Source organism: Herbaspirillum lusitanum, assembly GCF_026127345.1.
GTDB classification, from domain to species: domain Bacteria; phylum Pseudomonadota; class Gammaproteobacteria; order Burkholderiales; family Burkholderiaceae_D; genus Herbaspirillum; species Herbaspirillum lusitanum.
The window spans coordinates 993,564-1,016,531 of the sequence record NZ_QXFG01000008.1; the positions used below are offsets into that span (position 1 = coordinate 993,564).

General features: G+C 61.9%; 24 protein-coding genes. 16 read left to right on the forward strand and 8 right to left on the reverse strand.

What is annotated here, in order from left to right; genetic code table 11:
* Nucleotides 1-12 precede the first annotated feature (12 nt).
* Nucleotides 13-171 (reverse strand): hypothetical protein, encoded by a 159-nt coding sequence (locus DXT88_RS12805; RefSeq protein WP_265213911.1) that lies wholly within the window; start codon nucleotides 169-171, stop codon nucleotides 13-15.
* On the opposite strand from DXT88_RS12805, the gene DXT88_RS12810 reads away from it, so the two are divergent.
* The 4 genes from DXT88_RS12810 to DXT88_RS12825 all read left to right on the forward strand — a co-directional run bounded on the left by DXT88_RS12810 (nucleotide 170) and on the right by DXT88_RS12825 (nucleotide 4,032).
* On the forward strand, nucleotides 170-1,348 hold the full coding sequence (locus tag DXT88_RS12810; RefSeq protein ID WP_265213913.1) for an ABC transporter substrate-binding protein: 1,179 nt from the start codon (nucleotides 170-172) through the stop codon (nucleotides 1,346-1,348). The genes DXT88_RS12805 and DXT88_RS12810 overlap by 2 nt on opposite strands.
* Before the next feature lie 89 nt (nucleotides 1,349-1,437).
* Nucleotides 1,438-2,349 carry a carbohydrate ABC transporter permease gene (locus DXT88_RS12815; protein ID WP_265213915.1) on the forward strand — a complete coding sequence of 304 codons (912 nt, stop codon included), beginning with the start codon at nucleotides 1,438-1,440 and terminating at the stop codon, nucleotides 2,347-2,349.
* Nucleotides 2,346-3,215, forward strand: coding sequence for a carbohydrate ABC transporter permease (locus DXT88_RS12820; protein ID WP_265213917.1), 870 nt, complete (start codon nucleotides 2,346-2,348; stop codon nucleotides 3,213-3,215). Before DXT88_RS12815 ends, DXT88_RS12820 begins: the two co-directional genes overlap by 4 nt.
* 28 nt (nucleotides 3,216-3,243) lie before the next feature.
* Nucleotides 3,244-4,032: a phosphodiesterase gene (locus DXT88_RS12825; RefSeq protein WP_265213918.1), complete on the forward strand. Its 789-nt coding sequence runs from the start codon at nucleotides 3,244-3,246 to the stop codon at nucleotides 4,030-4,032.
* Nucleotides 4,033-4,114: 82 nt separating this feature from the next.
* Here the strand turns inward: DXT88_RS12825 and DXT88_RS12830 are convergent, their stop codons facing one another.
* Genes DXT88_RS12830 through DXT88_RS12840 form a run of 3 tightly spaced genes read right to left on the reverse strand, consistent with a single transcriptional unit; the run spans nucleotide 4,115 to nucleotide 6,908 of the window.
* A complete protein-coding gene (locus tag DXT88_RS12830; protein ID WP_265213920.1) occupies nucleotides 4,115-5,137 on the reverse strand; it encodes an ABC transporter substrate-binding protein in 1,023 nt (340 codons plus the stop codon).
* Between the two features lie 43 nt (nucleotides 5,138-5,180).
* Nucleotides 5,181-6,053: an ABC transporter permease gene (locus tag DXT88_RS12835; protein ID WP_016833642.1), complete on the reverse strand. Its 873-nt coding sequence runs from the start codon at nucleotides 6,051-6,053 to the stop codon at nucleotides 5,181-5,183.
* A gap of 51 nt (nucleotides 6,054-6,104) precedes the next feature.
* Nucleotides 6,105-6,908: an ABC transporter ATP-binding protein gene (locus DXT88_RS12840; protein WP_265213923.1), complete on the reverse strand. Its 804-nt coding sequence runs from the start codon at nucleotides 6,906-6,908 to the stop codon at nucleotides 6,105-6,107.
* A 167-nt stretch (nucleotides 6,909-7,075) separates the two neighbouring features.
* On the opposite strand from DXT88_RS12840, the gene DXT88_RS12845 reads away from it, so the two are divergent.
* The 9 genes from DXT88_RS12845 to DXT88_RS12885 all read left to right on the forward strand — a co-directional run bounded on the left by DXT88_RS12845 (nucleotide 7,076) and on the right by DXT88_RS12885 (nucleotide 16,686).
* Nucleotides 7,076-7,774, forward strand: a complete 699-nt coding sequence (locus DXT88_RS12845; RefSeq protein ID WP_265213924.1) for a response regulator transcription factor — start codon at nucleotides 7,076-7,078, stop codon at nucleotides 7,772-7,774.
* Nucleotides 7,771-9,150 carry a sensor histidine kinase gene (locus DXT88_RS12850; RefSeq protein ID WP_265213925.1) on the forward strand — a complete coding sequence of 460 codons (1,380 nt, stop codon included), beginning with the start codon at nucleotides 7,771-7,773 and terminating at the stop codon, nucleotides 9,148-9,150. Before DXT88_RS12845 ends, DXT88_RS12850 begins: the two co-directional genes overlap by 4 nt.
* Nucleotides 9,151-9,316: 166 nt before the next feature.
* The gene (locus tag DXT88_RS12855) at nucleotides 9,317-10,060 is read left to right on the forward strand and encodes an ABC transporter substrate-binding protein (RefSeq protein WP_265213926.1); all 744 of its coding nucleotides are present in this window, start codon (nucleotides 9,317-9,319) and stop codon (nucleotides 10,058-10,060) included.
* 21 nt (nucleotides 10,061-10,081) lie between these two features.
* On the forward strand, nucleotides 10,082-11,152 hold the full coding sequence (locus DXT88_RS12860) for an MBL fold metallo-hydrolase (RefSeq protein ID WP_265213927.1): 1,071 nt from the start codon (nucleotides 10,082-10,084) through the stop codon (nucleotides 11,150-11,152).
* Nucleotides 11,153-11,548: 396 nt separating this feature from the next.
* Nucleotides 11,549-12,880: an EAL and HDOD domain-containing protein gene (locus tag DXT88_RS12865; RefSeq protein WP_265213928.1), complete on the forward strand. Its 1,332-nt coding sequence runs from the start codon at nucleotides 11,549-11,551 to the stop codon at nucleotides 12,878-12,880.
* Nucleotides 12,881-13,035: 155 nt separating this feature from the next.
* Complete coding sequence (locus DXT88_RS12870) at nucleotides 13,036-14,595, forward strand: PAS domain-containing sensor histidine kinase (RefSeq protein WP_265213929.1); 1,560 nt, start codon at nucleotides 13,036-13,038, stop codon at nucleotides 14,593-14,595.
* A complete protein-coding gene (locus DXT88_RS12875) occupies nucleotides 14,592-15,242 on the forward strand; it encodes a response regulator (protein WP_265213931.1) in 651 nt (216 codons plus the stop codon). Before DXT88_RS12870 ends, DXT88_RS12875 begins: the two co-directional genes overlap by 4 nt.
* A gap of 247 nt (nucleotides 15,243-15,489) precedes the next feature.
* Nucleotides 15,490-15,714 carry a hypothetical protein gene (locus DXT88_RS12880; RefSeq protein ID WP_265213933.1) on the forward strand — a complete coding sequence of 75 codons (225 nt, stop codon included), beginning with the start codon at nucleotides 15,490-15,492 and terminating at the stop codon, nucleotides 15,712-15,714.
* 72 nt (nucleotides 15,715-15,786) lie between these two features.
* Nucleotides 15,787-16,686, forward strand: a complete 900-nt coding sequence (locus DXT88_RS12885) for an NAD-dependent epimerase/dehydratase family protein (RefSeq protein ID WP_265213935.1) — start codon at nucleotides 15,787-15,789, stop codon at nucleotides 16,684-16,686.
* Between the two features lie 54 nt (nucleotides 16,687-16,740).
* On the opposite strand, the gene DXT88_RS12890 is transcribed toward DXT88_RS12885, so the two are convergent.
* Together DXT88_RS12890 and DXT88_RS12895 are read right to left on the reverse strand one after the other, a co-directional pair.
* Entirely contained in the window at nucleotides 16,741-18,066 is a 1,326-nt protein-coding gene (locus tag DXT88_RS12890) for an ABC transporter substrate-binding protein (protein WP_265213937.1), read from the reverse strand.
* A gap of 212 nt (nucleotides 18,067-18,278) precedes the next feature.
* On the reverse strand, nucleotides 18,279-19,151 hold the full coding sequence (locus tag DXT88_RS12895; RefSeq protein ID WP_265213938.1) for a class II aldolase/adducin family protein: 873 nt from the start codon (nucleotides 19,149-19,151) through the stop codon (nucleotides 18,279-18,281).
* Between the two features lie 127 nt (nucleotides 19,152-19,278).
* Here DXT88_RS12895 and DXT88_RS12900 point away from each other — a divergent pair, with 127 nt between their 5' ends.
* The gene (locus tag DXT88_RS12900; RefSeq protein ID WP_265213940.1) at nucleotides 19,279-20,196 is read left to right on the forward strand and encodes a LysR substrate-binding domain-containing protein; all 918 of its coding nucleotides are present in this window, start codon (nucleotides 19,279-19,281) and stop codon (nucleotides 20,194-20,196) included.
* A 29-nt stretch (nucleotides 20,197-20,225) separates the two neighbouring features.
* Here DXT88_RS12900 and DXT88_RS12905 read toward each other — a convergent pair whose 3' ends face one another.
* Together DXT88_RS12905 and DXT88_RS12910 are read right to left on the reverse strand one after the other, a co-directional pair.
* A complete protein-coding gene (locus DXT88_RS12905; protein ID WP_265213942.1) occupies nucleotides 20,226-20,609 on the reverse strand; it encodes a hypothetical protein in 384 nt (127 codons plus the stop codon).
* Nucleotides 20,610-20,704: 95 nt separating this feature from the next.
* Nucleotides 20,705-21,901 carry a class I SAM-dependent methyltransferase gene (locus DXT88_RS12910; protein WP_265213945.1) on the reverse strand — a complete coding sequence of 399 codons (1,197 nt, stop codon included), beginning with the start codon at nucleotides 21,899-21,901 and terminating at the stop codon, nucleotides 20,705-20,707.
* Nucleotides 21,902-22,159: 258 nt separating this feature from the next.
* On the opposite strand from DXT88_RS12910, the gene DXT88_RS12915 reads away from it, so the two are divergent.
* Both DXT88_RS12915 and DXT88_RS12920 read left to right on the forward strand, forming a co-directional pair.
* Nucleotides 22,160-22,462: a hypothetical protein gene (locus tag DXT88_RS12915; protein ID WP_016833627.1), complete on the forward strand. Its 303-nt coding sequence runs from the start codon at nucleotides 22,160-22,162 to the stop codon at nucleotides 22,460-22,462.
* A 16-nt stretch (nucleotides 22,463-22,478) separates the two neighbouring features.
* Nucleotides 22,479-22,931 (forward strand): universal stress protein, encoded by a 453-nt coding sequence (locus DXT88_RS12920; RefSeq protein ID WP_265213947.1) that lies wholly within the window; start codon nucleotides 22,479-22,481, stop codon nucleotides 22,929-22,931.
* The last annotated feature ends 37 nt before the right edge of the window (nucleotides 22,932-22,968 follow it).

The window sequence follows — 22,968 nt, forward strand, 5'->3', positions numbered from 1 at the left end:
GTTTTCCACGCTTCAAGATTCATCCGTGCCTTTCACCTGCACTTTCAACACGACCACCTCAAAAGGAACAACAATGCTGAGCAAACTCATCAAAAAAACAGCGTTGGCGGCACTTTTCGCCAGCGCACTGACAGCATCGTCGATGGCCAGCGCCGCGACTGAACTGACCATGTACTATCCGATTGCCGTCGGCGGTCCGCTGACCGACGTGATCGACGGCATGATCAACGATTTCCAGAAGTCCAATCCGGACATCAAAGTCAAGGCGGTCTACTCCGGCAACTACGACGAGACCCGCGTGCGCGCCTTGTCGGCCATCAAGGGCGGCCAGCCTGCACAGTTGTCGGTGCTGGGCGCGCTCGACACTTACGATCTCATTGACCAGAACCTGATCGAGCCCTTCGACAAGGTCGCCACCAGCGCCGAAGACAAGTCCTGGCTGCAAAGCTTCTATCCCGGCCTGATGGCCAACGGCACCATCGGCGGTCACGTCTGGGGCATTCCGTTCCAGCGCTCGACCATCGTGATGTTCTACAACAAGGACATGTTCCGCGCCGCCGGCCTGAATCCGGATGCGCCGCCAAAGACCTGGAAGGAAATGCTGGCCGCCGCCACCAAGCTGACCGGCAAGGACAAGTTCGGCCTGATGATTCCGTCGACCGGCTATCCGTACTGGATGTTCCAGGCGTTCGCGATCCAGAACGGCGTGTCGCTGATGAACAAGGAAGGCACACAGGTCTACTTCAACACCCCGGCCGCCGTCGAAGCGCTGGAATTCTGGCGTTCACTGGCCGCCACGCACAAGGTCAGCCCGGCCGGCGCGATTGAATGGGGCACGCTGCGCCAGGCCTTCGTGCAAGGCCAGACCGCGATGATGTGGCACACCACCGGCAACCTGACTGCCGTGAAGAAGGAAGCCAAGTTCGACTTCGGCGTCGCCATGCTGCCGGCCAACAAGCAGCCGGGTTCACCGGTCGGCGGCGGCAACTTCTACCTGTTCAAGGGCTCGTCGCCGGCGCAACAAGCGGCCTCGGTCACTTTCGTACGCTGGATGACGGCACCGGAACGTGCCGCGCAATGGTCGATCGCGACCGGTTACGTCGGCACCAGCCCTGCTTCGTACAACACGCCTGCCCTGCGCGACTACGCCAAGACTTTCCCGCAGGCGCTGGTGGCGCGCGATCAGCTGGCGGTAGCGATTCCGGAGTTCTCGACCGAGCAGACCGCCCGCGTGCGTGAAGCGCTGTCGAACGCCGTCCAAGCAACGCTGACCGGCACCAAGACCTCGAAGCAGGCGCTGGATGAAGCACAGGCAACTGCCGAGCGTTTGCTGAAGCCTTACCGTTAATCCGCGTTCTTCTGTAAAAACTGTACCGCTGCCGCCCCAGCCTTCGCCGGGACGGCAGCAACAAGACCCGATCACCGGACACGATCCTGATGAACCAAGCAACACACCTGGCGCCGGTCAATCCTTCCGAACGCCGCCTGCATAACCTGTTCGGCTGGGGCCTGCTGACGCCGTCGCTGATCCTGCTGACCTTGTTCGCCTTCTATCCCATGCTGGCGACGCTGTGGAGCAGCTTCCATTCGCGCGGCACTGCGCGCCGTCCCAGCGTCTTCAACGGCATCGAGAATTACCGCGACCTGCTGAGCGACCCGACCTTCTGGCAAGTCGCCGGCAACAATCTGCTGTACGCGGGTGTGACCGTCCCCGTTTCGATCGCCCTGGCGCTGGGCATGGCGCTGTGGGCCAATGCCCGCATCGGCGGCCGCGGCCTGGTGCGCACCGCCTTCTTCACGCCGACCATGCTGCCGATGATTGCGGCGGCCAACCTGTGGCTGTTCTTCTATACGCCCGGTCTCGGCCTGCTCGACCACGTCACCGCGCTATTCGGCATCGGCCCCACCAACTGGCTGGGCCAGCCCGGCACCGCGCTATGGTCGGTCATGGCGGTGACGATCTGGAAGGAATCCGGCTTCTTCATGATTTTCTACCTGGCCGCATTGCAGGCGATCCCGCCCGACCTGCGCGAAGCCGCGCGCATCGAAGGCGCCGGCCGATGGGCTTATACGCGCCGCATCGTGCTGCCGCTGCTGATGCCGACCACGCTGTTCGTGCTGATCAATGCGCTGATCAATTCGGTGCGCCTGATCGATCACCTGTTCATCCTGACCAAGGGCGGTCCGGACAACGCCTCCAAGCTGATCCTGTACTGGATCTGGGAAATGGCCTTCGCCTACCTCGACCAGGCCGGCGCCGCCGTGATGACCGTGCTCGTGCTCGCCGCGCTGGGCCTGATCGCCGCGCTGCAATTCATGTTCTTTGACCGTCGCATCCATTACCGATGAACACTCTCGCCATTTCCCCGTCGGCGGCATCCGCTCCCGCTACAGCGCCTGTCTCACATGACCGTTTCTGGAACATCGTCGACACTCTCGGGGCCTGGCTGCTGGCGCTGCTGTGGATCGCGCCGCTGTTGTTCGCGCTGTGGGCCGCCTTCCATACCTCGCACGCCGCGCTGGCGTTCGACTGGCGCGCGCCGCTGGTGCTGCAGAATTTCCGCGATGCCTGGCAGTCGGCGCCGTGGCTGCGCTACTTCCTCAACACCTTCGTGCTGGTCAGTCTGATCCTGGCCGGCCAGTTCACGCTGTGCACGCTGGCCGGCTTCGCGTTCGCGCGCTTCCAGTTCAGCGGCAAGAACGTCGTGTTCGTGCTGGTGCTGCTGCAATTGTTCGTACTGCCGGAAATCCTGATCGTCGAGAATTACGCGATGGTCACGCGCCTCGGCCTGTTCGATACGCCGTTCGGCATGGCGGTGCCTTACATGGCCAGCGCCTTCGGCATCTTCCTGCTGCGCCAGGCTTTCATGCAGATTCCGCGCGAACTGGAAGAAGCCGCACGCATTGAAGGTTGCGGCTGGTTCGGCGTGCTGTGGCGCGTCTACGTGCCGGCGGCGAAACCGGTCTACCTGGCCTATGCGCTGGTGTCGGTGGCGACGCACTGGAACAATTTCCTGTGGCCGCTGATCGTGACCAACTCGCCGGCGACGCGGCCGCTGACGGTCGGGCTGTCGCTGTTCGGCGCGCCCGAAAGCGGCGTCAACATCTCCATCATCAGCGCCGCCACGCTGGTCGCGATTGCGCCGCTGATGATCGGCTTCCTGGTATTCCAGCGCCAGTTCATCCAGGCCTTCCTGCGGGCAGGCATCCGTTAAATTTCTCCCAACACCAACAACACATCTGATGAAAGTCATACAAATCACCGACATCCACCTGGTGCCGGATGGGAACCTCTTGTTCGGCGAAGATTCAGTCACGCGTTTCCGCCACTGCATCGCCCATGTCAATGAACACCACCCTGACGCCGACCTGTGCGTCATCACCGGCGACCTCACCCACGACGGCGACGAAGCCTCGTATCGCATCCTGGCCGGGTGCATCAAGGAACTGAAGCTGCCGGTGCGCCTGCTGCTCGGCAATCATGACGAGCGTCCGGTGTTCCGCAGCGTCTTCCCCGCCATTCCGGTCGATGAGCACGGCTTCATCCAGGGTGTGCACGACGCCGGCGATACGCGCCTGGTGTTCCTCGACACCAAGGAAGCCGGCACCCACGAAGGCCGTCTGTGCGCCGACCGGCTGGCCTGGCTGGACCGCACGCTGGCCGAAGCCGGCGAACGTGCGGTGTATCTGTTCTCGCACCATCCGCCATTCGAACTCGACCTGCCGTCGATGGACTGGATCCGCCTGCGCGAAGAAGCCGACCTGCGCGCGCTGGTGAAGAAGCACGGCAACGTGCGCTACATGTTTTCCGGCCACGTGCACCGGCCGTCGGGCGGCACCTGGTACGGCACGCCGTTTGCCACCGTGCCCGGCACCAACCACCAGCACGCGCTGGACTTCACGCTGACCGGCCCGGCAACGACCTCGATGGAACCGCCCGCCTACGCCGTGCTGAGCCTGCGCGACGCCGGCGTGGTGGTGCACTATCACGCGTTCATGGATCGGTCGCAGCAATTTCCGTATTACGGCTGAAGCAAAACTTCGGGCCAATGAAAAACGGGGAGGCACAATGTGCGCTCCCCGTTTTCATTGAATCCAACCTGCCGGTTGCCGCTTAACTTCCCTTGCGCGTCTTGAACGCCGGCACGAACAGATCCGACCACACCGCCGGTTTGGTCTTAATGGTGCCGGCCTTGTCCATGAACACCACGTATTGCATGATGTCTTCCGGCGTGGTCGTGAATTGCGTATCCGGATCGGCCAGCATCTTCTCGACTTCATCCTGCGTCAGCTTCATCTTCGACACGCGCAGGAAAGTCTCGGCCGCGCCCTTGCGGTTCTTCGCAATGTAGGCGTTGGCTTCTTCCTGCGCTTCCATGAAGGCTTGCGTCAGCTTGGGATTTTTTTCGGTGAACTGCTTGAGCGCGAACACCACGTCGATGGTGATGTGGCCCAGGACGTCCGACGAATTCAGCACGCGGCGAATCTTCGGATCCTTGACTTCCTGGTACGAGAACGGCGGTGAAGTGAAATGGCCGGTGATCTCGGTCTTGCCGGACAGCAGCGAACCGAGTGCTTCCGGATGGCTCAGGCTGACGGTCAGCGGATCGAGCTTGGCGTAATTCTCGATGCCGAAGGTCTTGGCCACGGCCATTTGCAACAGCACCGCGGACAGCGAGGTCTTGATGCCGGGAATCGCGATCTTGTCCTTGGAGGTGAAGTCCTTGAGCGACTTGACGTTCGGGTTATTGGTATTGAGCCACAGCGGCGACGTGCTCAGCGCACCGAGGCCGGTCACTTCCGAACGCGGGATGCCGCGCGCCTTCGACCACAAGGTGATGAAGCCCGGCGCGCCCGTGCCGGCGATGTCCAGGTTGCCGGCCAGCATGGCGTCGTTGATGACGTTGCCGCCGTCGAGCAGCACCCAGTTGGTCTTGACGTCGCCCAGGCCCGCCGCCTTGGCGTGCTTCTCGATCAGGCCCTGGTCGCGGATCACCATCAGCGGCAGGTACAGCAAGCCGTAGCCGTGCGACAGGCGCACCACCGGAGCTTCGGCGCGGGCCGGAATACTTACGGCCAGCATGGACAGCCCCAGGGTTGCGGCCGTCATCAGTTTGGAAAAATGTCTGCGTTTCATTCTGTCTCCTTGGAAGGTGTCGATTTATATCGTTTTTTTGGAATTAATGTTGCATGCCCCAGCGGCGGATGGTGCGTTTTTCAATCTTGGCGAAGATCATGTTTTCCACAAACAAGCCGATGATGATCACGAAGAACAGGCCCGAAAACACGTTGGCGGTTTCCAGCTGGTTGCGGTTTTCAAAAATGTACCAGCCCAGCCCGCCGGTACCCGACGATACGCCGAACACCAGTTCGGCCGCGATCAGCGTGCGCCAGGCAAATGCCCAGCCGATCTTGAGGCCGGTCAGGATGCTGGGAAAAGCGGCCGGAATCAGGATGTAGCGCACCAGCGCAAAACGCCGCAGGCCGTAGTTCTGCCCGACCATGCGCATGGTGGCGGACACCGAGCGGAAACCGGCGTGGGTATTCAGGGCCACCGCCCACAGCACCGAATGCACCAGCACGAAAATGATGCTGCCGGTGCCGAGGCCAAACCAGATCAGCGCCAGCGGCAGCAAGGCGATCGCCGGCAGCGGGTTGAACATGGAGGTCAGCGTTTCGAGGAAATCGTTGCCGATGCGCGAGCTGATCGCCAGCGTGGTCAGCAGGCCGGCCAGCAGGATGCCGAGGCTGTAGCCGATCAACAAGGTCTGCAGCGAGACGGCCGCGCGTTGCAGCAACACGCCGCTGCTGATGCCGCTCATGAAGGCGTGCAGGGTTTCGCTGAAGCTGGGGAACAACAGCGAGTTGTCGAGCCAGCGGCCGTAGATTTCCCAGACCAGCGCCAGCACTAGCAGGATCGCGGTCTTGCGGATCCAGCTGATGCGATAGATGGCTTCAAAGGCCGACAATGGGCGCTGGACTTCGGCGACGGCGTTGCGGTTCGGTTCGACGATGATTTCCGGACGCACGAAGAGTGTGCTGTTCTTGGTCATGGCGGTGTCTCTCTTTCTTTGTATTTATTAATCAGCGCGGATCAGTACGGATCAGTGCGCAAACAGCATGTCGTTGATGCGCTGCTCCAGTTGCGCCTGGCTGGCGGTGCCCATTTCTTCCGGCGGGATGCTGTTGAGTTCCGCCCGGACCTGGCCCGGATGCGGCGACAGCAGCAGGATGCGGGTGCCGATGCGGATCGCTTCTTCGATCGAGTGAGTGACGAACAGCACCGTGAAATTGGTGTCGTCCCACAGGCGCAGCAACTCGTCCTGCATCTTGCGGCGCGTGAGCGCATCGAGCGCGGCAAACGGTTCGTCCATCAGCAGCACGTCCGGTTCCATCGCCATGCCGCGCGCAATCGAGACGCGCTGCTTCATGCCGCCCGAGAGCGTGTGCGGATAGCTGTCGATGAACTTGGCGAGACCGACTTTCTCGATGTAATACGCGGCGCGGTCGGACGCTTCCTTGCCTTGCAGGCGGCCGCTGGCATGCAGCGCGAACTCGACGTTCTGGCGTACGGTCTTCCACGGCAACAATTGGTCGAACTCCTGGAACACCATCATGCGGTCCGGGCCGGGCTGGGTGACTTCCCGGCCCTTGAGGCGGATCTTGCCGCTGGTCGGTTGCAGGTAGCCGCCGATGGCCTTGAGCAAGGTCGACTTGCCGCAGCCGGATGGGCCCAGCAGGATGTAGCGGTCGGACGGATGGACGTTGAAGCTGACTTGCTGCGTTGCGGTAACGAGCGAGTCGGAAGTCTTGTATTGCAGGGTGACGTTGTCGATTTCCAGCAAGGGCGTGGACGGATCGACAGGCGTGACGGAAGACTGCGGCGCAGCGGCTTGATCGTTTTTCACAGAATCTCCTGTAGGCTTTTATAAGTTCTGTGAAGGATGCTAATCTCGCAAGCTGTAACGAAACTGACATACATGCGAGTATCGGGTGCGATATTTTCCCGATATCTTGCCGATATCGAAATACACTGAGGCCTGCTCCTGGCTCGCTCCATCAAGACGGATTCATCATGCGCATACTCCTGGTCGAAGACACGGCCGACGTCGCCGAAGCGATCGTCGCCCACCTGTCGCGCATCGGCCACACGGTGGACTGGCAAAGCAAGGGCAACGACGCCGCCCGGCTGGTCACCGATCCCTACGACCTGATCATCCTCGACGTCATGCTGCCGCAGCAGGACGGTTTTTCGCTGCTCACGCGCGTGCGAGAAAAGGGCCTGTCCACGCCGGTGCTGATGCTGACCGCCTGCGCCGAAATCGAAGAACGCGTACGCGCGCTGGATCTCGGCGCCGACGATTACCTGATCAAGCCTTTCGACTTCCGCGAGCTGGAAGCGCGCATCCGCGTCTTGCTGCGCCGCAGCGGCGGCGAGGCCACCAACCTGCTCAACTGCGCCAACCTGACCATCGACCGCAAGAGCCGCACGGCGGTGCTGGACGGCCGGCCGCTGGAACTGACGCGGCGCGAAGTCACGCTGCTGGAAATCATCGCGGCGCGCCCGGGCCGCATCTTCGGCAAGGACGAACTGATCGACCGGCTGTTCAGCGTCGACGACACGCCCAATGCCAACACCGTCGAGCAATACGTCGGCCGCCTGCGCAAGAAACTGACCGGCGCCGGTTTTGAAATCCGCACCCTGCGCGGACTCGGCTACCAGCTGGTGCTGCTGCCGGCGGGCACCGTCGTCACAACTGCCCCGCCACCATGATCGTCGCCGGCCGCTCGCTTTATACGCGCCTGGTGATGCGCGTGGGCATCGTGCTCGCCATCAGCTCGGCGGTGCTGCTGATCGCCATCTGGATTTCCACCCAGCTGGCGGCCAACGAAGCCTACGACCGCATCCTGTCCGGCAGCGCCTTGCAGATCGCCGAGAACACCTGGTACCAGAACGGCGCGGTCAACGTCGACGTGCCGCTGGCGGCGTTTTCGATGCTGACCGCCGGCGACCAGGTGTTCTATGTGGTGATCGATCCCGACGGCCGCACGGTCGCGGGCGATCCGGATTTCAAGCCAGAGATTCCCTGGAACAAACTGGAAGAAGGTCCGCTGCTGCAAGACGGCGCCTATCTCGACACGCCGGTGCGCATGGCCGTCATCGGCCGCCGCATGCCGGTTGCAGGCGCTCACCCCTGGGCCGTGATCGTGCTGGCGCAGACCAACAATGCACGCATGTCCTTCGCCAAGAGCGTCGGCACGCGCGCGCTGCTGGTGATCCTGGCGATGGGAGTGCTGACGCTGGTCGCCGCCATGTTCACGCTGTACCAGGCGCTGTCGCCGCTCAAGAAAATCGAAGCGGCGATCCGCGAGCGCGACCTCAACGACCTGTCGCCGTTGTCGATCACGGTGCCGGTCGAGACGCACGCGCTGGTCAGTTCGATCAACGCCTTCATGCAGCGGCTGGCCATCCATCGCGCCACCATGCGCCGCGTGATCGGCGACGCCGCGCATCAGTTGCGCACCCCGGTGACGGCGTTGATTTCGCAGATGGAATTGCTGTCGGCGCAACATGACGACGAAGGCAGGCGCCATCATCTGGACCGCCTGCGCACCCGCACCCGCCAACTCGGCGCGCTGGTCAATCAATTGATCAACCATGCCATGGTGCAGCACCGCAGCGATACCGCCGCACCGGAAAGCGTCGACCTGGCCCAGCTGGTGCGCCAGGAAATGGCCGACATGCTGTCGCATCAGGAGCGTCTGCTCGACCTCGCCATGGAAGCGCCGGAGCAGCCCTGCCTGATCATGGGCGACGCCATCAGCCTGCGCGAAGCGGTCAAGAACGTGCTCGGCAATGCCCTCCAGTACGGCGCCGCCAGCTTCCTGCACGTGCAGCTGGAACGCAAGGAGACGCAAATCGAACTACGCGTCATCGACGACGGCCCCGGCATTCCGGAAGCCGACTGGGAACGCATCCGCAAGCCCTTCTCTCCGCGCAGCGGCGAACGCATGGGTGCGAGCCTGGGACTGTCCATCGTCGAAGAAGTCATGCGCGCGCATGGCGGCCAATTGCGTTTCGGTTACAGCGGCGCGGGCAGTTTCATGGTGGTGCTGAGCTTTCCGGTGCAGTCGGACGGCGCGACATAGAATACAAAGCAACTCAGGCTGCAAGAAAAACAATATGAAAATATCATCATCGATCACCACCCGGACGCAGGCAGCTTGGCTGAAATATCTGCTGCTGTCCGCGCTCATTCCCTTGAGCTTCGCTCTCAATCCAGGCGCACGAGCGCAAACATCAGGAGCCACCGCCATGCAACAAAAAAGCCAGCAAGAAAACGCCGCCCTCTTTGCCCCCGGCGGCACTCTGCGCGCCTCGATCAATCTCGGCAATCCGGTGCTGGCCAGCGTGGACCCGAACACCGGCAAACCGGTCGGCGTCTCGGTGGACCTGGCCGCTGAACTGGCGCGGCGTCTCGGCGTGCCTCTGCAACTGGTGGCGGTCAAGTCGGCCGGCGCTTCGGTGGAAAACATCGAACAGGACAAGGCCGACATCGGTTTTTTCGCCGTCGATCCCAAGCGTGCGCAGGAGATCAGTTTCACCGGTCCTTACGTGCTGATCGAAGGCTATTACGCCGTGCGCGCGGATTCGCCGATCACAACCAACACTCAGGTTGATCAGCCCGGCATCACTGTCGCCGTCGGCAACGGCAGCGCCTACGACCTGTTCCTCACGCGCGAGCTGAAAAGCGCGACGATCGTGCGGATACCGACTTCGCCGGCTGTCGTGCAGGGCTTCCTCGACCAGAACCTGAGCGTCGCTGCAGGCGTCAAACAGCAGCTTGAACACGATGCGGCCAAGGCCGGCGGATTGCGCATCCTCGACCAGCGCTTCATGGTGATCCGCCAGGCCATGGGCGTGCCGAAAGCGCGCGGTGAAGCCGCCGCGCGCTATCTTGCCGATTTCGTGGAAGACATGAAAGCATCAGGCTTTGTCGCCGCCTCGCTGGCGAAGCACCAGATCGAAGGTGCGCTGGTGGCCAAGCGCGGCGATTGATTTCCCGACCATGGATGACAAATGATTTTTCGACAACTCTTCGATCCTGCGTCGTGTACCTACACTTACCTGCTGGGCGATCGGGATGAGGCCTTGCTGATTGACCCGGTATTCGAACAGGCGCCGCGTGACCTGGCTTTGCTCGATGAACTGGGCCTCAAGCTGCTCGCAACGCTCGATACGCACGTCCATGCCGACCACGTGACCGGCGCATGGTGGTTGCATGAGCGCTGCGACAGCCGGATTGCATTGGCATCCGTTGCCGGCGCGATGTTCAGTGATCTGCCGCTCAGTCATGGCGATCGTATCCGGTTCGGACACCGTTATCTGGAGGTGCGCGCCACACCCGGCCATACCAACGGTTGCCTGACTTATGTGTTGGACGGTCAACACATGGCGTTCACCGGCGACAGCTTGCTGATTCGCGGTTGCGGCCGTACCGATTTCCAGCAAGGCAGTCCCCGGCAATTGTTTCGATCGGTACATGAACAGATCCTGACATTGCCGGATGAATGCCTGCTCTACCCTGCGCATGACTACCGCGGCATCACCGTCACCAGCGTGGGCGAAGAACGTCGCTTCAATCCTCGCCTTGGCGGCGAAGCGGATGCGCACGACTTCGTCGGTTACATGGACAACCTGAACCTGCCTCATCCCAAACTGATGGCGCAGGCCGTTCCCGCCAATCTTCGCAGCGGAAAACCGGAGGATGCCCGGCTGCCGGCCGGCATCCCCGCATGGGCGCCGCTGACGCAGCGATTCAGCGGAATCTGGGAAATCGAGCCGATCACGCTCCAGGAATACGCCGGTACCGTACAAATTGTCGACGTGCGCGAAGCGTCGGAATTCAACGACAGTTTGGGACATATACACGGCGCCAAACTGCTGCCTTTGTCCCGGCTTACCGACAGCTTGACGGAACTTGACCGGCAACGGCCCCTGGTCACTGTCTGCCGGTCCGGGGTACGATCGGCCCAAGCCTGCGCTTTGCTGAACAAAGCCGGATTCGATCAGGTAGCAAATCTTGCGGGCGGCATGCTGCGTTGGAGAAGCGAGGGAATGCCTGCAGCTTGCGGTGACGAGAACCTTTGACGGCAGTGCGCCGTGAACGCTGCCCCATAGCGCCGTGCAAATCGGCGGCGCAGCCTGCCTGATCCGGCTGCCGGCAAGAAACCTCGCCCTTTCCGGTTTCGCCAGTCCCACGGCTCAGATGGCGCCTTGCTTCCCCGCTTCCCGATACAACCGCCATCTCCCGATTGCACGCATGCAATCAAGGTTTCCCGACATACAAAGCAAAATAGCGTTGCTATAGTTGCCCGATCACAAGTCCGTTCCCCGCGACACCATCGCCTGGGGAAGATGGTTGCTTTGCCGACCTATTCCGTCTGCCGAAGCGCGTTGCAGGACGACACGACTGCCGAAGATGCAAATATGCATTGATATCGCACTCCAACAACACCTACAAGCGAATGAGGAAGGACGGGGCATATGGCTGCAACAGCATTGACCAGGGAAGTTCAATATCTGGGCGCGAAGGATTTTTTCCTGGCGCGCCAACCGGTGTTGAACATCCGGCAAGAGTTGATCGGCTACGAACTGCTGTTTCGCAACAGCGCGGCCAACTACGCGACCGTCACCGATGACGCTGCCGCTACCGCCGCCGTCATCGAGCACGCCGCCGAGCTCGGCCTGCACAACGTGATCGGCTCGCTGGTCGCCTTCATCAACGTGGATGCCGCCATCCTGCTGAGCGACGCCATCTTCGTGCTGCCCAAGGAGCACGTGATCCTGGAGATACTCGAAACCGTCGAACTGACGCTGCCGCTGATGCAGCGCATCGAGGCGCTGTCCGAGGCCGGGTACATGTTTGCCATCGACGACCTGGTGCAGGAATCGGACCGCACCGATCTGCTCATGCGCGTGGCCGGCATCGTCAAGGTGGATGTATTGAACATTCCGGACGATGAACTCGCCGCACTCAGTCGCAGCCTGCGGCAAAAAGGCAAGAAGCTGCTCGCCGAGAAAGTGGAAACCGTCGAGAAATTCAGGCTCTGCAGCGAGTGCGGATTCGATTACTACCAGGGGTATTATTTCGCCCGACCCGACGTGTTGCGCGGTAAAAAACTGAACGCCTCCAGCATCCTGATCATGCAGATACTGGCGTTGGTCATCAAGGGCGCCAACAACTACGAGATCGTGCGCTTCATCAAGAAGGACATTGCACTGAGCCTGATGCTGCTGCGCCTGGTGAACACGCCGATGTACGGTTTCCGCCGGCACATCGCCTCGCTCGGCCAGGCCTTGCTGGTGCTGGGCGATCGCCAGCTGAAGCGCTGGTTGCAGATCCTGCTGTACGCCAATCCGGACAACGGCCGCAATGCGTCCTCGCCGCTGATGATCCTGGCGGCCACGCGCGGCAAGCTGTGCGAACTGCTGGCGCAAAAAGCCCAGCCGCGCCGCTCCAGCCGCTCGGATACGGCGTTCATGGTCGGCGTGCTGTCGCTGACAGATGCCTTGCTGAACCAGGACATCGCCGACATCCTGGCCCAGATCGGCGTGTCGATCGAAGTGCGCGAGGCGCTGTTGTCGCGTTCGGGATTCTATGGCGGCCTGCTGCAACTGGCGGAGGCCAGCGAAAAACCGGAGTCGCTGAGCGCCGCGCGGCGCAACGTGCTGTTAACCGAGTTCCAGCTTTCCGCCGACGAGTTTTACAGCGTGCAGAAAGAGGCGTTCGAATGGGGCGACAGCATTTCCGAAAACATGGGCATCGGTGCGCGCACCACGCAGCCGGTCGACGATCTGCGTTCGTTATCGGAATGACATGAGGCTATTTTCTCAAACAGTACGAAAGCGCCCGGCTCTGCGGTATGCTGACGCACAAGAAAAATAAAAGCAAAACGGGGGTCGCGCCGAGACCGCAGATCCTGCCTTGAAACTACCGCACCACAAAAACAAAAACGATCCTGACACGCGACATGAACAGTCTGAGTTGCACACCGGCAGATGACGATTGCCTTAAAAAGAACGACCTTTACCGGGCGCTGGTGGATGCGTTTACGGACGGCATCGTCATGCAGCACGCGGACGGCTCGGTGTTCGATTGCAACGGCGTTGCTGAAAGCATCCTTGAGTGCAGCAAAGAAGAAATGCATGACGTTACCGCAGTGCTCCACAGCCGCAAGGCCATGCGCAGCGACGGCACCTCGTTCGCGCATCAGGATTACCCGATGGTTGTCGCGCAGACAACGCGCCAGGCCGCCAGCAACATCATGATGGGCATGACCAGACTGGACGGACGATTCTGCTGGCTGGAAGTCAGCGCCAGTCCCATCGTGGTCAATCGCGGCGCCGACTGTATCGGCGTAGTCACCTTCCTGCGTGAAATCACCGAACGCAAGGAAGCGGAAGAAGCGCTGGAAAAGCGCCACCATGAACTCGAAAAAGGCATTTTCAAGCGTACCGCCCAACTGGAGTTCACACTGGGCCAACTCAAGCTCGCCGTCAGCGCGTCCAACACCGGGCTATGGAACTGGAATCTGCGCACCGACCAGTTCTATTTCTCTCCCGAATGGAAGAGACAGATCGGTTACGCCGATCACGAAATCGACGACGGCATGGAAGAATGGACCGCGCGGCTGCACCCCGACGATGTCGAGCGCGCCGTCACGCTGACGCGCGCTTATCTGGCCTCGCCGCAGGAGTCGCTGCAAATCGAATACCGCATGCGCCATCGCGACGGCACCTTCCGCTGGATGCTGTCGCGCTCCATGGCCATGCTCGACGAAAACGACAAAGCGATCCTGCTGCAGGGGTCGCACGTCGACATTACCGAACGCAAGCAGTCGGAAGAAAACCTGCTGGCGCTGACGCGCGAACTGCGCGACGTCTCGCGCGAGCTGGCGCGGGTGGAAGAAGCCGAGCGGCGGCGCTTTGCGCAGGAGCTGCACGACACCATCGGCTCGGCCCTGGCGGCATTGAGCATCAACATGACCATCATGAGCGGGGAAATCTCCGGTACGAATGACCACCCTTCTGCCGGCATGGCGGCGCGCCTGAAGGATTCCATCGTGCTGCTGGACGACACCACCGACGCCGTGCGCCGGCTGATGGCCGAGCTGCGGCCGCCGGTGCTGGACGACTACGGCCTGGAAGCTGCGCTGCGCTGGCAGTGCGAACTGTTTGCGGAACGTTCCGGCTTCCGCTTCACGGTGGATGTCTACGGCATCGACGACCGGCTGGAGCCGGAGCTGGAGATTTCGCTGTTCCGCATCGCACAGGGCGCCATCACCAATATCGCCAAACACGCGCGCGCCACCAACGTCGAGGTGATGCTCAACATCCTGCCGACCTCGGTCACGCTGACGATCATGGACGACGGCGTCGGCTTCGTCCTCAACAAGCAACGCGACCACAAGCTGAAACCGACCTGGGGCCTGGTCTCCATGCGCGAACGCGCGCAGGCCCTGGGCGGCCACCTGAAGATCATCTCCGAGCCCGGCAAGGGCACCTGCATCGAAGTGGCGGTGGAACTGTGACGGCGCCTATCCGCATCTACATTGCCGACGACCACACCATCGTGCGCGACGGGCTGGCCGTGATGCTGCAAGTGCACAGCGACATCACCGTGGTCGGTTCCGGCAGCGACGGCCGCCAGGCCGTCAAGGAAATCGAGCAGTTGCAGCCCGACGTCGTCATCATGGATATCGCCATGCCGAACCTGAACGGCATCGAGGCGGCGCTGCTGCTGCGCGACGTGGCGCCTGCCGTCAAAACCATCATGCTGTCCATGTACGCCACCAAGGAACACATTTTCCGCGCGCTGCAGGCCGGCGCGCGGGGTTACCTGCTGAAAAATTCGGCCGGCTCGGAACTGGTCAATGCCATCCGCATCGTGCAGAGCGGGCAACGCTACCTGAGCCAGAAGATCTCCGATGCCGTGGTCGACGACTACCTGCTCGAAAGCCGCGCAGCCGGACCGCTGGACGCCCTGAGCACACGCGAACGCGAAGTGCTGCAACTGGTGGCGGAAGGTCATTCCAGCGCGCAGGTGGCGGCCATGCTGTCGCTCTCGCCCAAATCGATCGAAACCTACCGCAGCCGGCTGATGCAAAAAATCGGCGTCAGCGACCTCCCCAGCCTGGTCAAATTCTCCATCCATCACGGCCTGATTTCGCTCGAATAACTGCCCGTCTGAATTGCCGCCAGGCATCAGGAAAATGCATCGCATTTGTACGAGTCTCCCGACATATTTTCCGGCGCGCCGGTACTACCATCATCGCAGTCCGCGCCGTCCCGCCTCATCGCCGCGCGCGACGCCGGCCCAGGCGATCCACCCGATCCGCTGCGCGTCTTCGTCCTACCCGGGCGATCGATCCGCATGCATGACAACGCCGGCATACCTGACCGATATTCATGCCGACGGATGGAAAATGCGATCACTATTTGGCCTGCTGCTGGTGCTGCTCTGCTTATGCGGATTGAGCGGATGCGAACGAACTCCGTTGGAGCGACTGGTCTACGAGCACGCCCGCGAGCAAGCCCTCGTGAACGCCGCCAATTTCGAACGCAACAAGCAAACCCGTGAACGCCAGCAACTGGTGTTGCGCCGCCAATTCGGTTCGGACGACGACAACGACGACAACGACGACGACTGACATCGCCCCACCCGCCCCGGCATCCGCCTGCAAAACACGTTACAGTTCCGCATCGGATACCGGGGAAACCACATGAAAGTCTTTATCACCGGCGCGACCGGCTACGTCGGCGGCTCCATTGCAGTCCACCTGATCAAGGCCGGGCACAGCGTGCGCGGGCTGGTGCGCGACATGCGCAAGGCCGACGCGCTGGCTCAACTGGGCGTCGAAGCGGTTCAGGGCGATCTCGACGATCGCGACGTACTGATTCGCGAGGCGCGCGCCGCCGACGCCGTCATCAATTGCGCCAGCAGCGATCATCGCGACGCCATCGAGGCCTTGCTTGAAGGCCTCGCCGGCAGCGGCAAACCCTTGCTGCATACCAGCGGCTCCAGCGTGATCGGCGACGCCGTCGCCGGCAACGCGCTGAACCCGACCATCTTCGACGAAGAAACACCGCTGGTGGTCGATGAAGGCAAGCGCGCCCGCCATGAACTCGACCGGCGCATCCTGTCGGCCGAAGGCATCCGTGGCGTGGTGATCTGCAATACGCTGATCTACGGCAAGGGTCTCGGCCTGCAGCCGCACAGCGTGCAGATTCCGGCATTGGCGGACAAGGCGCTGGCCAGCGGCGTGGTGCGCATCGTCGGACGCGGCCTCAATCGCTGGTCGACCGTCCACATCGAAGATGCTTGCGCGCTGTATCTGCTGGCATTGGAACAGGCGCCCGCCGGCGCCTTCTATTTCGCGGAAAACGGCGAGTCGTCGTTCGCCGACATCGGCGCCGCGCTCGGCAAACGCCTCGGCATCGCCGCCATCGAAAACCTCGACGAAGAACAGGCCATCGCCATCTGGGGCCTCGCCCGCGCCCGCTATTCGCTCGGCTCCAACAGCCGGGTGCATGCCGTGCGCGCGCGCAAGGAGCTGGGCTGGCGGCCACGGCATGCTTCGGCGACCGCGTGGATCGAGAATGAGATGGACAAGCCGGCTTGACCAGCGTGACCGTTCCTGCGCTTGCCGGAACGGTCACGCCTGCCTGCTACCGGATCAGGTCTTGTAGAAGCGCTTGGCGCGCTCGGCCGCCCGGTCGATGGCTTGCTGCACGGTCTTCGATCCGCTCGCGGCTTCCGCCACCATGTCGACCAGCACGTAATCGGCCAGACAGGCCGCCGATGCCTGCCCGAGCGGACCGGCGTGACCATGGTCCAGCATCAGCGAGGCGGCGTCGCGGTAAGGCGTGGCCTTGGGATCCGCCGTCCAGACCGGATTCTTTTCATAGGCCTTGAGCGGCTGGCTGACGTAGCCGATGGCCGCCTTCATCCACGGATTGAACTGGTCCGGCTCCATCATGAATTGCAGGAACGCCTTGGCCGCATTGGGATACTTGGTGTGCTTGAACGCCATCATCTGGGTCAACTGCATCAGCTCGGTCGGTTTGCCCGAGACGCCGATCGGATAGTGCGCGTGCTGGGTGTCTTTCGCCAGTTCAAGCAGCTTCGGATCGGTCGAATTCTTGGCCGCGTAATAGATCGAGATGCCGTTGTTGGTCAGGCTGACTTGGCCGTCGAGATAGGCCTTGTTGTTGGACGGGTCCTGCCAGGACAGCGTGCCCTGCACCATGGTTGCGTACAGTTGCTTGCCGTATTCGAGCGCGGCGCGGGTCTCGGGCGAGTTGATGACGACGTTGCCGCGTTCGTCGACCAGCTTGCCGCCGTGCGCCCACAACAGCCAGTGCGCATAGTTGTTGGCGTCGCCGACCGCCTTGCCGTGGGCGAAGCCGATCGGCGTGTTTTTGGCCTTGAGCGCCTGCGCCATCTTGAGGAAGCCGGGCAAGTCCTTCGGCACCGCTTCAAAACCGGCGGCCTTGAGCTGGCTGTCGCGGTACGCCAGGCAGATGCCGATCACGCCCAGCGGGATCGCGATCCACTTGCCGTTGCTCTTGCCGTATTTCTGGAACACGTCGTACCAGCCGCCGTAACGGCTGCCGAGCGAGTTGGCCAGGTCGGTGACGTCGAGCAGCTTGGTCGGATACTGATGCGGGTCGTCGAACCAGCCCAGCACGATGTCGGGACCGCTGCCGACATTGGCCGCCACCGCCGCCTTGGGGCGTACATCCTCAAACCCTTCGCTGTCGGTGCGCACCGGGACGCCGGTCAGCTCGGTGAATTTCTTGACGTTCTCGTTCCACAAATCCTCGTCGCCCTGGACGAAGCGCTTCCAGCGCAAGACGCGCAGGGTCGCGCCTTTTTCTATCGGGTAATCGATGCCGCCGGGTGCCGTGGGCGCGGCGAACGCCGAACCTCCCACGGTCGAGGCGGCGGCAGCCGATGCGGCGCCTGCGATCAGAAATTCGCGTCTGCTTAACTTCATCATGTCTCCTGCTCCTTGTTAGAACGGATGGATCCGCGTGTGCGCGGTTATATGTATTGACGTCAATGCACGGCAGTGAGGGTGTGGTGAGTGGCGGTCTCCTTCAATGAAAGGGGCTGCAGCAACGACAGCAACGATAGCAACGACAACAACGGCAAACGCCGGCCATGAAAATGGCCGGCTTGCAAATCTCCCTCAGTGCGAAGGAGGACAAATCAGTCAAACATGTCCGGGCTGGTCTGCACCAGCTGGTCATAAATCGGCTGGAAGTGCAGCCAGCCGATGAAGGAGTTGCCGACGTTTTCGCGGCTGTAGCGGGCGCGCTCCGGCGACACCATGGTCGGCTTGATGCCGGTGGCTTCGACCATGAGCTGGACCTGGCAGCAGCGTTCCAGCGCGATGAACCAGAATGCCGCGTCTTCGATGCTGTGGCGGCTGGCGGTGAACAGGCCGTGGTTCTGATGGATCGCCGCCTTGTTCTTGCCGAAGGCGGCCGCGACCGACTTGCCGGCCTCGGCCTTGACCGCGACTGCGCCGGCTTCGGCGGTGATGACGACGTGGTCTTCAAAGAACACCGCGGCATCCTGCGTGATCGGGTCGAGCGGCCGTCCCAGCGCCGCCCAGGCGGTGCCGTAGACGGTATGGGCGTGGCACATGGCGACGATGTCCTGGTGCATCTCGTGGACTGCGGCGTGCAGCACGAAGCCGGCGCGGTTGAGCGCATACATGCCCTGCACCACCTCCCCCTTGTGATTGGCGAGGATCAGGTTGGACAGCTTGACCTGGGAGAAATGCACCGCCATCGGATTGGTCCAGTACAGGTCCGGGAACTCCGGATCGCGCACCGTCAGGTGGCCGGCGAAGCCATAGTCGAGGCCATGCAGGGCGAAGGCGCGGCAGGCGGCGACCAGGCGTTCCTTGCGATGCTGGCGCTCTTCAGCGTGAGTGGCGAATACCGGCACGGCGGGAAATTTCAGCCCCTGCTGCTGGGGCTGGTACACCGACACGCGCTTGTCGTCGGCGTCGAGGGCGCTGAAATTGGATGTGGTTGGCGTAGGGGATGTGGCACGGTCTGCGACTTCGATCATGGCTGGTCTCCGTTTTAATATCTTTTCGATGCGCTGATCATCCCAAGAAGCCCGGCGTTTTGACAAATGACGAGTATTCACAATATGATGAATCTGATTCACCTAATGAACCGTCACCAGGGCCGCAATGCGAAAACTGCCGAGTTTCTTTTCCCTGCGCGCCTTTGAAGCCGCCGCCCGCCTGCAGAGTTTTGCGTTGGCCAGCGAAGAGCTGCACCTGTCGCCGTCGGCCATCAGTCATCAGGTGCGCGGGCTGGAAAACTATTTCGGCAAACCCATGTTCACCCGCTCGTTCCGTCGCGTCGAATTGACGATGGAAGGACGGCGCCTGCTCGACCAGTTGTCGGTGGCTTTCGACCTCATGGAAGCGGCCTGCGAGGAACTCGGCCCGGCGCGCCGCAGCGATGCGCTGGCGGTGCATTGCTCGCCCAGCTTTGCAACCAAATGGCTGGGCCCGCGGCTGCCGCGCTTCATGCAGCAATATCCCGACATCAACATCAGCATGTCCTCCGGCGCCGAGCCGGTCGACCTGCTGCGCCACGAAGAACTCGACCTGGCCATCGCCTACGGCGGCGCGCCGCAGCGGGCCGGCATCGTCAGCGAAGCGATCGGCTCGGAAACCATCGTGCCGCTGTGTTCGCCCGCGCTGCTCAGGGACAAACCCGACGCCTTGACGCTGGCCGATATTGCCGACATGACATTGATCCAGTCCACGCTCAATCCGGTGCGCTGGAGCGACTGGTTTGCGCTGAACGGCATGAAACTGCCGCCCGGACGGCCGATGCCGTCATTCGACCGTGCCTCGCTGGCGCTGGCAGCCGCCGTCAACAGTGTCGGGATTGCATTGGAGAGCACCCGCCTGGCGGAACAGGAAATCGCCAACGGCGAACTGGTGCGACTCGATGGGGGAGAACTGAAATCGGTCCTGCGCGAAACCCATTTCCTGAGTTATCGCGAGGGCGAAAAGAACAGCAAGAAGATCATGCGCTTTCGCGACTGGCTGTTCTTGCAGGCAGGATTAAATGCAGAACTAAATCAAGCGTAAACAATGACCTGCGCCTGATTCTTCACAAATCACTTCCACTCCAGGATGGCGTTCTTCCGGTCCAGCCAATGCACCTTCACGGTCGCCGCATTGACCTTGCGGCCGGCGCAGGCGCTGGCCGCAAGCGCGAACGGCGTGTCGTAGTAACGACCGTCGTTGGATGAACGCATGCGCGTCTGCGGCGCATTCTGCGCCAGCCATTCACCGGCGTTGGTGCGCATGTAAATCATGCAGGCGCTGCCGCTGGTGTCGGCCACTTCGCACTTGCAGGTGTTGGCGCTGGTGGTGACGACCGGCTTGTCCGGCTCCGCGCGTTCGTAGCCGAGCGGATACGGCAGGCGCGGTTGCGGCTGTGCCGACGCCAGGCTCGCTGTCCCCAAGGTCAAAGCGATGATGAGTGAAATTGCTTTCATTGACATGCCTTTCGGACAATAAAATCAGCCATCGACAACCTCAGAAAACACATTAGTTATCGATGACAATCAATTGTTTATATTGATTATTTTAACTATTTAGCCTTCAACACCCACAACGATGTCACTTCCTTCACGCGCGCGGCATGCAGTGGATCTTCGGCATCGCTGGAACGCGGATGGCGCGGCTTGATGTCTTGCTTCAATGCCACGCGCAGTCCCGCCTTGTCGAACATCGCCTGCAATTCAGCGCGCGAACGCAAGCCGAGATGTTCGGCGAAATCGGACAGGATCAGCCAGCCCTCGCCGTTCGGCGTCAGATGCGCCGCCAGTCCGTCGAGGAAGCCGCGCAGCATGCGGCTGTCCGGATCGTAGATCGCGTGCTCGATCGGCGAGCTCGGCTTGGCCGGGACCCACGGCGGATTGCAGACAATCAACGGCGCCTGGCCGGGCGGGAACAGATCGGCGGCGACCAGTTCGACCTGCTTGTCGACGCCGAGGCGTTTCAGGTTCTCCGCCGCACATTCCAGCGCGCGCGCGCTCTGGTCGGTGGCGACGACGTGCTTGACGCCGCGCTTTGCCAGCAGCGCCGCCAGCACGCCGGTGCCGGTGCCGATGTCGAACGCCAGTTGCACGGACGGCAAGTTGGCGCGTCCGATCAGGTCGATGTATTCGCCGCGCACCGGGGAGAACACGCCGTAATACGGATGGATACTGCCGTCCAGCGCCGGGATCGGCACGCCCTTCTTGCGCCACTCGTGTGCGCCGATCAGGCCGAGCACTTCGCGCAGGGTCGCCACGCTGGCTTCCTTGCCTGCGCCATATACTTCTTCACAAGCCTGGCTGACGTCGGGCGCGCGGCGCAGCGGGATGGCGTAGTCGGCTTCCAGCGGCACCAGCAGCATGCCGAGGATGCGCGCGCGTTGCGCCTGCGCCTGGCGATGCTGGTGGAATGTCTGGGTGATGGTGGGCGCGGGCGTAGCTTTTTTTCCTGCTTCTTTCTTGTCCGCCTTGTCTTTCTTGTCGGCGGTCTTGATCGACTTGCGCTCGGACTGCTTGTCGATACGACGAGCCAGCGCCTGCAGCAATTGCCGTGCGTTCTGGAAGTCGCCGCGCCAGAGCAGGCCGGTGCCTTCGCAGACCAGTTTGTAGGCAACATCGGCAGGGATGCGATCGTCGGCGACGATGACGCGCTTGGGCGGCGGATTGCCGGCTTCGGAGCGCCAGCGGGCGGAACGATTTTCCTCTGCTTCGGTCCAGCTTATAAGAGGGAAATCAGGGGAATCGTTCATGGTGATGCTTTCTTGAGTTGATACCAGAGCTGGAGATGGGACTGCAACCGATGCTGGAGTTGATGAGGTAATGGCCTGCCGCAGTGTAACAAATGTGGAGACCGGAACTCTCGCCAGCACAAACTCTCCACATCTCTTATCATGGGCCGTTGAATATTCAACAACGCGCGACTTGCCGACATTGCAAGTTTTACGTGAAGTTTCGATTAATCCCGATTAATCCCGATTGATCTCCCTCAACCACAGCCCGGAGCCGACATGTCAGATCCCATTCTGCGTCAAGACGATGCCAATCACGTGCGACTCAAGCATATCCTGGCCGAACTGGAACAGGCGCTGCAGGACATTCCTGCCGACTCGCCGCAAGCCGCATTGCTGCGCAAGGATTTCGCCTTGCTCAAGAGCCATCTCGACAGCCCCGGGATCGAAGCCGCGGTCCTGCGCGAACACATCGGCAAGACCCGCAATTCGGCGCAGGACCTGATGGATTCCGTGGAAGGCGCGATCCTCAAGGACAGCCCCTACGTCGCCGAACTCGGCCGCATTCTCGGCATGATCTGAACCTGAGGACACACGCATGTACGCAAAGATCCTCGTTCCTGTCGACGGCAGCCATACTGCCAATCAGGCCCTGGACGAAGCCATCAAACTGGCTAAAGCGCTCGGCAGCACCATCGAAGTCCTGCACGTGGTCGACAATAGCCATCTGCTCTACGACGCCGGCCTCAGCGCTGCGGCCGGTGTGCACGATAGTGTGGTCGACGCCGGCCAGACCATCCTCGAACAAGCCAGGTCGCGTATCGCCTCGGCCGGCCTGCGCAGCGAAATCCGCCTGGTCGAAGAACCGGTTGCGCTGGGCGACATTCCCGGCGCCATCCTCAAGGCGGCCAAGGACAGCAAGGCGGAATTGGTCGTGATCGGTTCGCACGGCCGCACCGGTTTCCGCAAACTGGTGCTGGGCAGCGTGGCCGAGAAGGTCATGCATCAATGTCCGTTGCCGGTGTGGATCATCCGCGGCAAGGAAACCTGAACGCTTCCGCACAATGAAAAACGCCCTGGCAATCAGG

What these genes read in the sequence shown, in the direction of transcription:
- DXT88_RS12845 (WP_265213924.1), top strand. Translation starts at nt 7,076, where the DNA reads ATGCGCATACTCCTGGTCGAAGACACGGCCGACGTCGCCGAAGCGATC.
- DXT88_RS12920 (WP_265213947.1), top strand. Translation starts at nt 22,479, where the DNA reads ATGTACGCAAAGATCCTCGTTCCTGTCGACGGCAGCCATACTGCCAAT.
- DXT88_RS12900 (WP_265213940.1), top strand. Translation starts at nt 19,279, where the DNA reads ATGCGAAAACTGCCGAGTTTCTTTTCCCTGCGCGCCTTTGAAGCCGCC.
- DXT88_RS12885 (WP_265213935.1), top strand. Translation starts at nt 15,787, where the DNA reads ATGAAAGTCTTTATCACCGGCGCGACCGGCTACGTCGGCGGCTCCATT.
- DXT88_RS12825 (WP_265213918.1), top strand. Translation starts at nt 3,244, where the DNA reads ATGAAAGTCATACAAATCACCGACATCCACCTGGTGCCGGATGGGAAC.
- DXT88_RS12910 (WP_265213945.1), bottom strand. Translation starts at nt 21,901, where the DNA reads ATGAACGATTCCCCTGATTTCCCTCTTATAAGCTGGACCGAAGCAGAG.
- DXT88_RS12850 (WP_265213925.1), top strand. Translation starts at nt 7,771, where the DNA reads ATGATCGTCGCCGGCCGCTCGCTTTATACGCGCCTGGTGATGCGCGTG.
- DXT88_RS12830 (WP_265213920.1), bottom strand. Translation starts at nt 5,137, where the DNA reads ATGAAACGCAGACATTTTTCCAAACTGATGACGGCCGCAACCCTGGGG.
- DXT88_RS12835 (WP_016833642.1), bottom strand. Translation starts at nt 6,053, where the DNA reads ATGACCAAGAACAGCACACTCTTCGTGCGTCCGGAAATCATCGTCGAA.
- DXT88_RS12905 (WP_265213942.1), bottom strand. Translation starts at nt 20,609, where the DNA reads ATGAAAGCAATTTCACTCATCATCGCTTTGACCTTGGGGACAGCGAGC.
- DXT88_RS12865 (WP_265213928.1), top strand. Translation starts at nt 11,549, where the DNA reads ATGGCTGCAACAGCATTGACCAGGGAAGTTCAATATCTGGGCGCGAAG.
- DXT88_RS12815 (WP_265213915.1), top strand. Translation starts at nt 1,438, where the DNA reads ATGAACCAAGCAACACACCTGGCGCCGGTCAATCCTTCCGAACGCCGC.
- DXT88_RS12890 (WP_265213937.1), bottom strand. Translation starts at nt 18,066, where the DNA reads ATGATGAAGTTAAGCAGACGCGAATTTCTGATCGCAGGCGCCGCATCG.
- DXT88_RS12870 (WP_265213929.1), top strand. Translation starts at nt 13,036, where the DNA reads ATGAACAGTCTGAGTTGCACACCGGCAGATGACGATTGCCTTAAAAAG.
- DXT88_RS12860 (WP_265213927.1), top strand. Translation starts at nt 10,082, where the DNA reads ATGATTTTTCGACAACTCTTCGATCCTGCGTCGTGTACCTACACTTAC.
- DXT88_RS12855 (WP_265213926.1), top strand. Translation starts at nt 9,317, where the DNA reads ATGCAACAAAAAAGCCAGCAAGAAAACGCCGCCCTCTTTGCCCCCGGC.
- DXT88_RS12895 (WP_265213938.1), bottom strand. Translation starts at nt 19,151, where the DNA reads ATGATCGAAGTCGCAGACCGTGCCACATCCCCTACGCCAACCACATCC.
- DXT88_RS12820 (WP_265213917.1), top strand. Translation starts at nt 2,346, where the DNA reads ATGAACACTCTCGCCATTTCCCCGTCGGCGGCATCCGCTCCCGCTACA.
- DXT88_RS12880 (WP_265213933.1), top strand. Translation starts at nt 15,490, where the DNA reads ATGCGATCACTATTTGGCCTGCTGCTGGTGCTGCTCTGCTTATGCGGA.
- DXT88_RS12915 (WP_016833627.1), top strand. Translation starts at nt 22,160, where the DNA reads ATGTCAGATCCCATTCTGCGTCAAGACGATGCCAATCACGTGCGACTC.
- DXT88_RS12805 (WP_265213911.1), bottom strand. Translation starts at nt 171, where the DNA reads ATGGTCAGTTCAGTCGCGGCGCTGGCCATCGACGATGCTGTCAGTGCG.
- DXT88_RS12810 (WP_265213913.1), top strand. Translation starts at nt 170, where the DNA reads ATGTACTATCCGATTGCCGTCGGCGGTCCGCTGACCGACGTGATCGAC.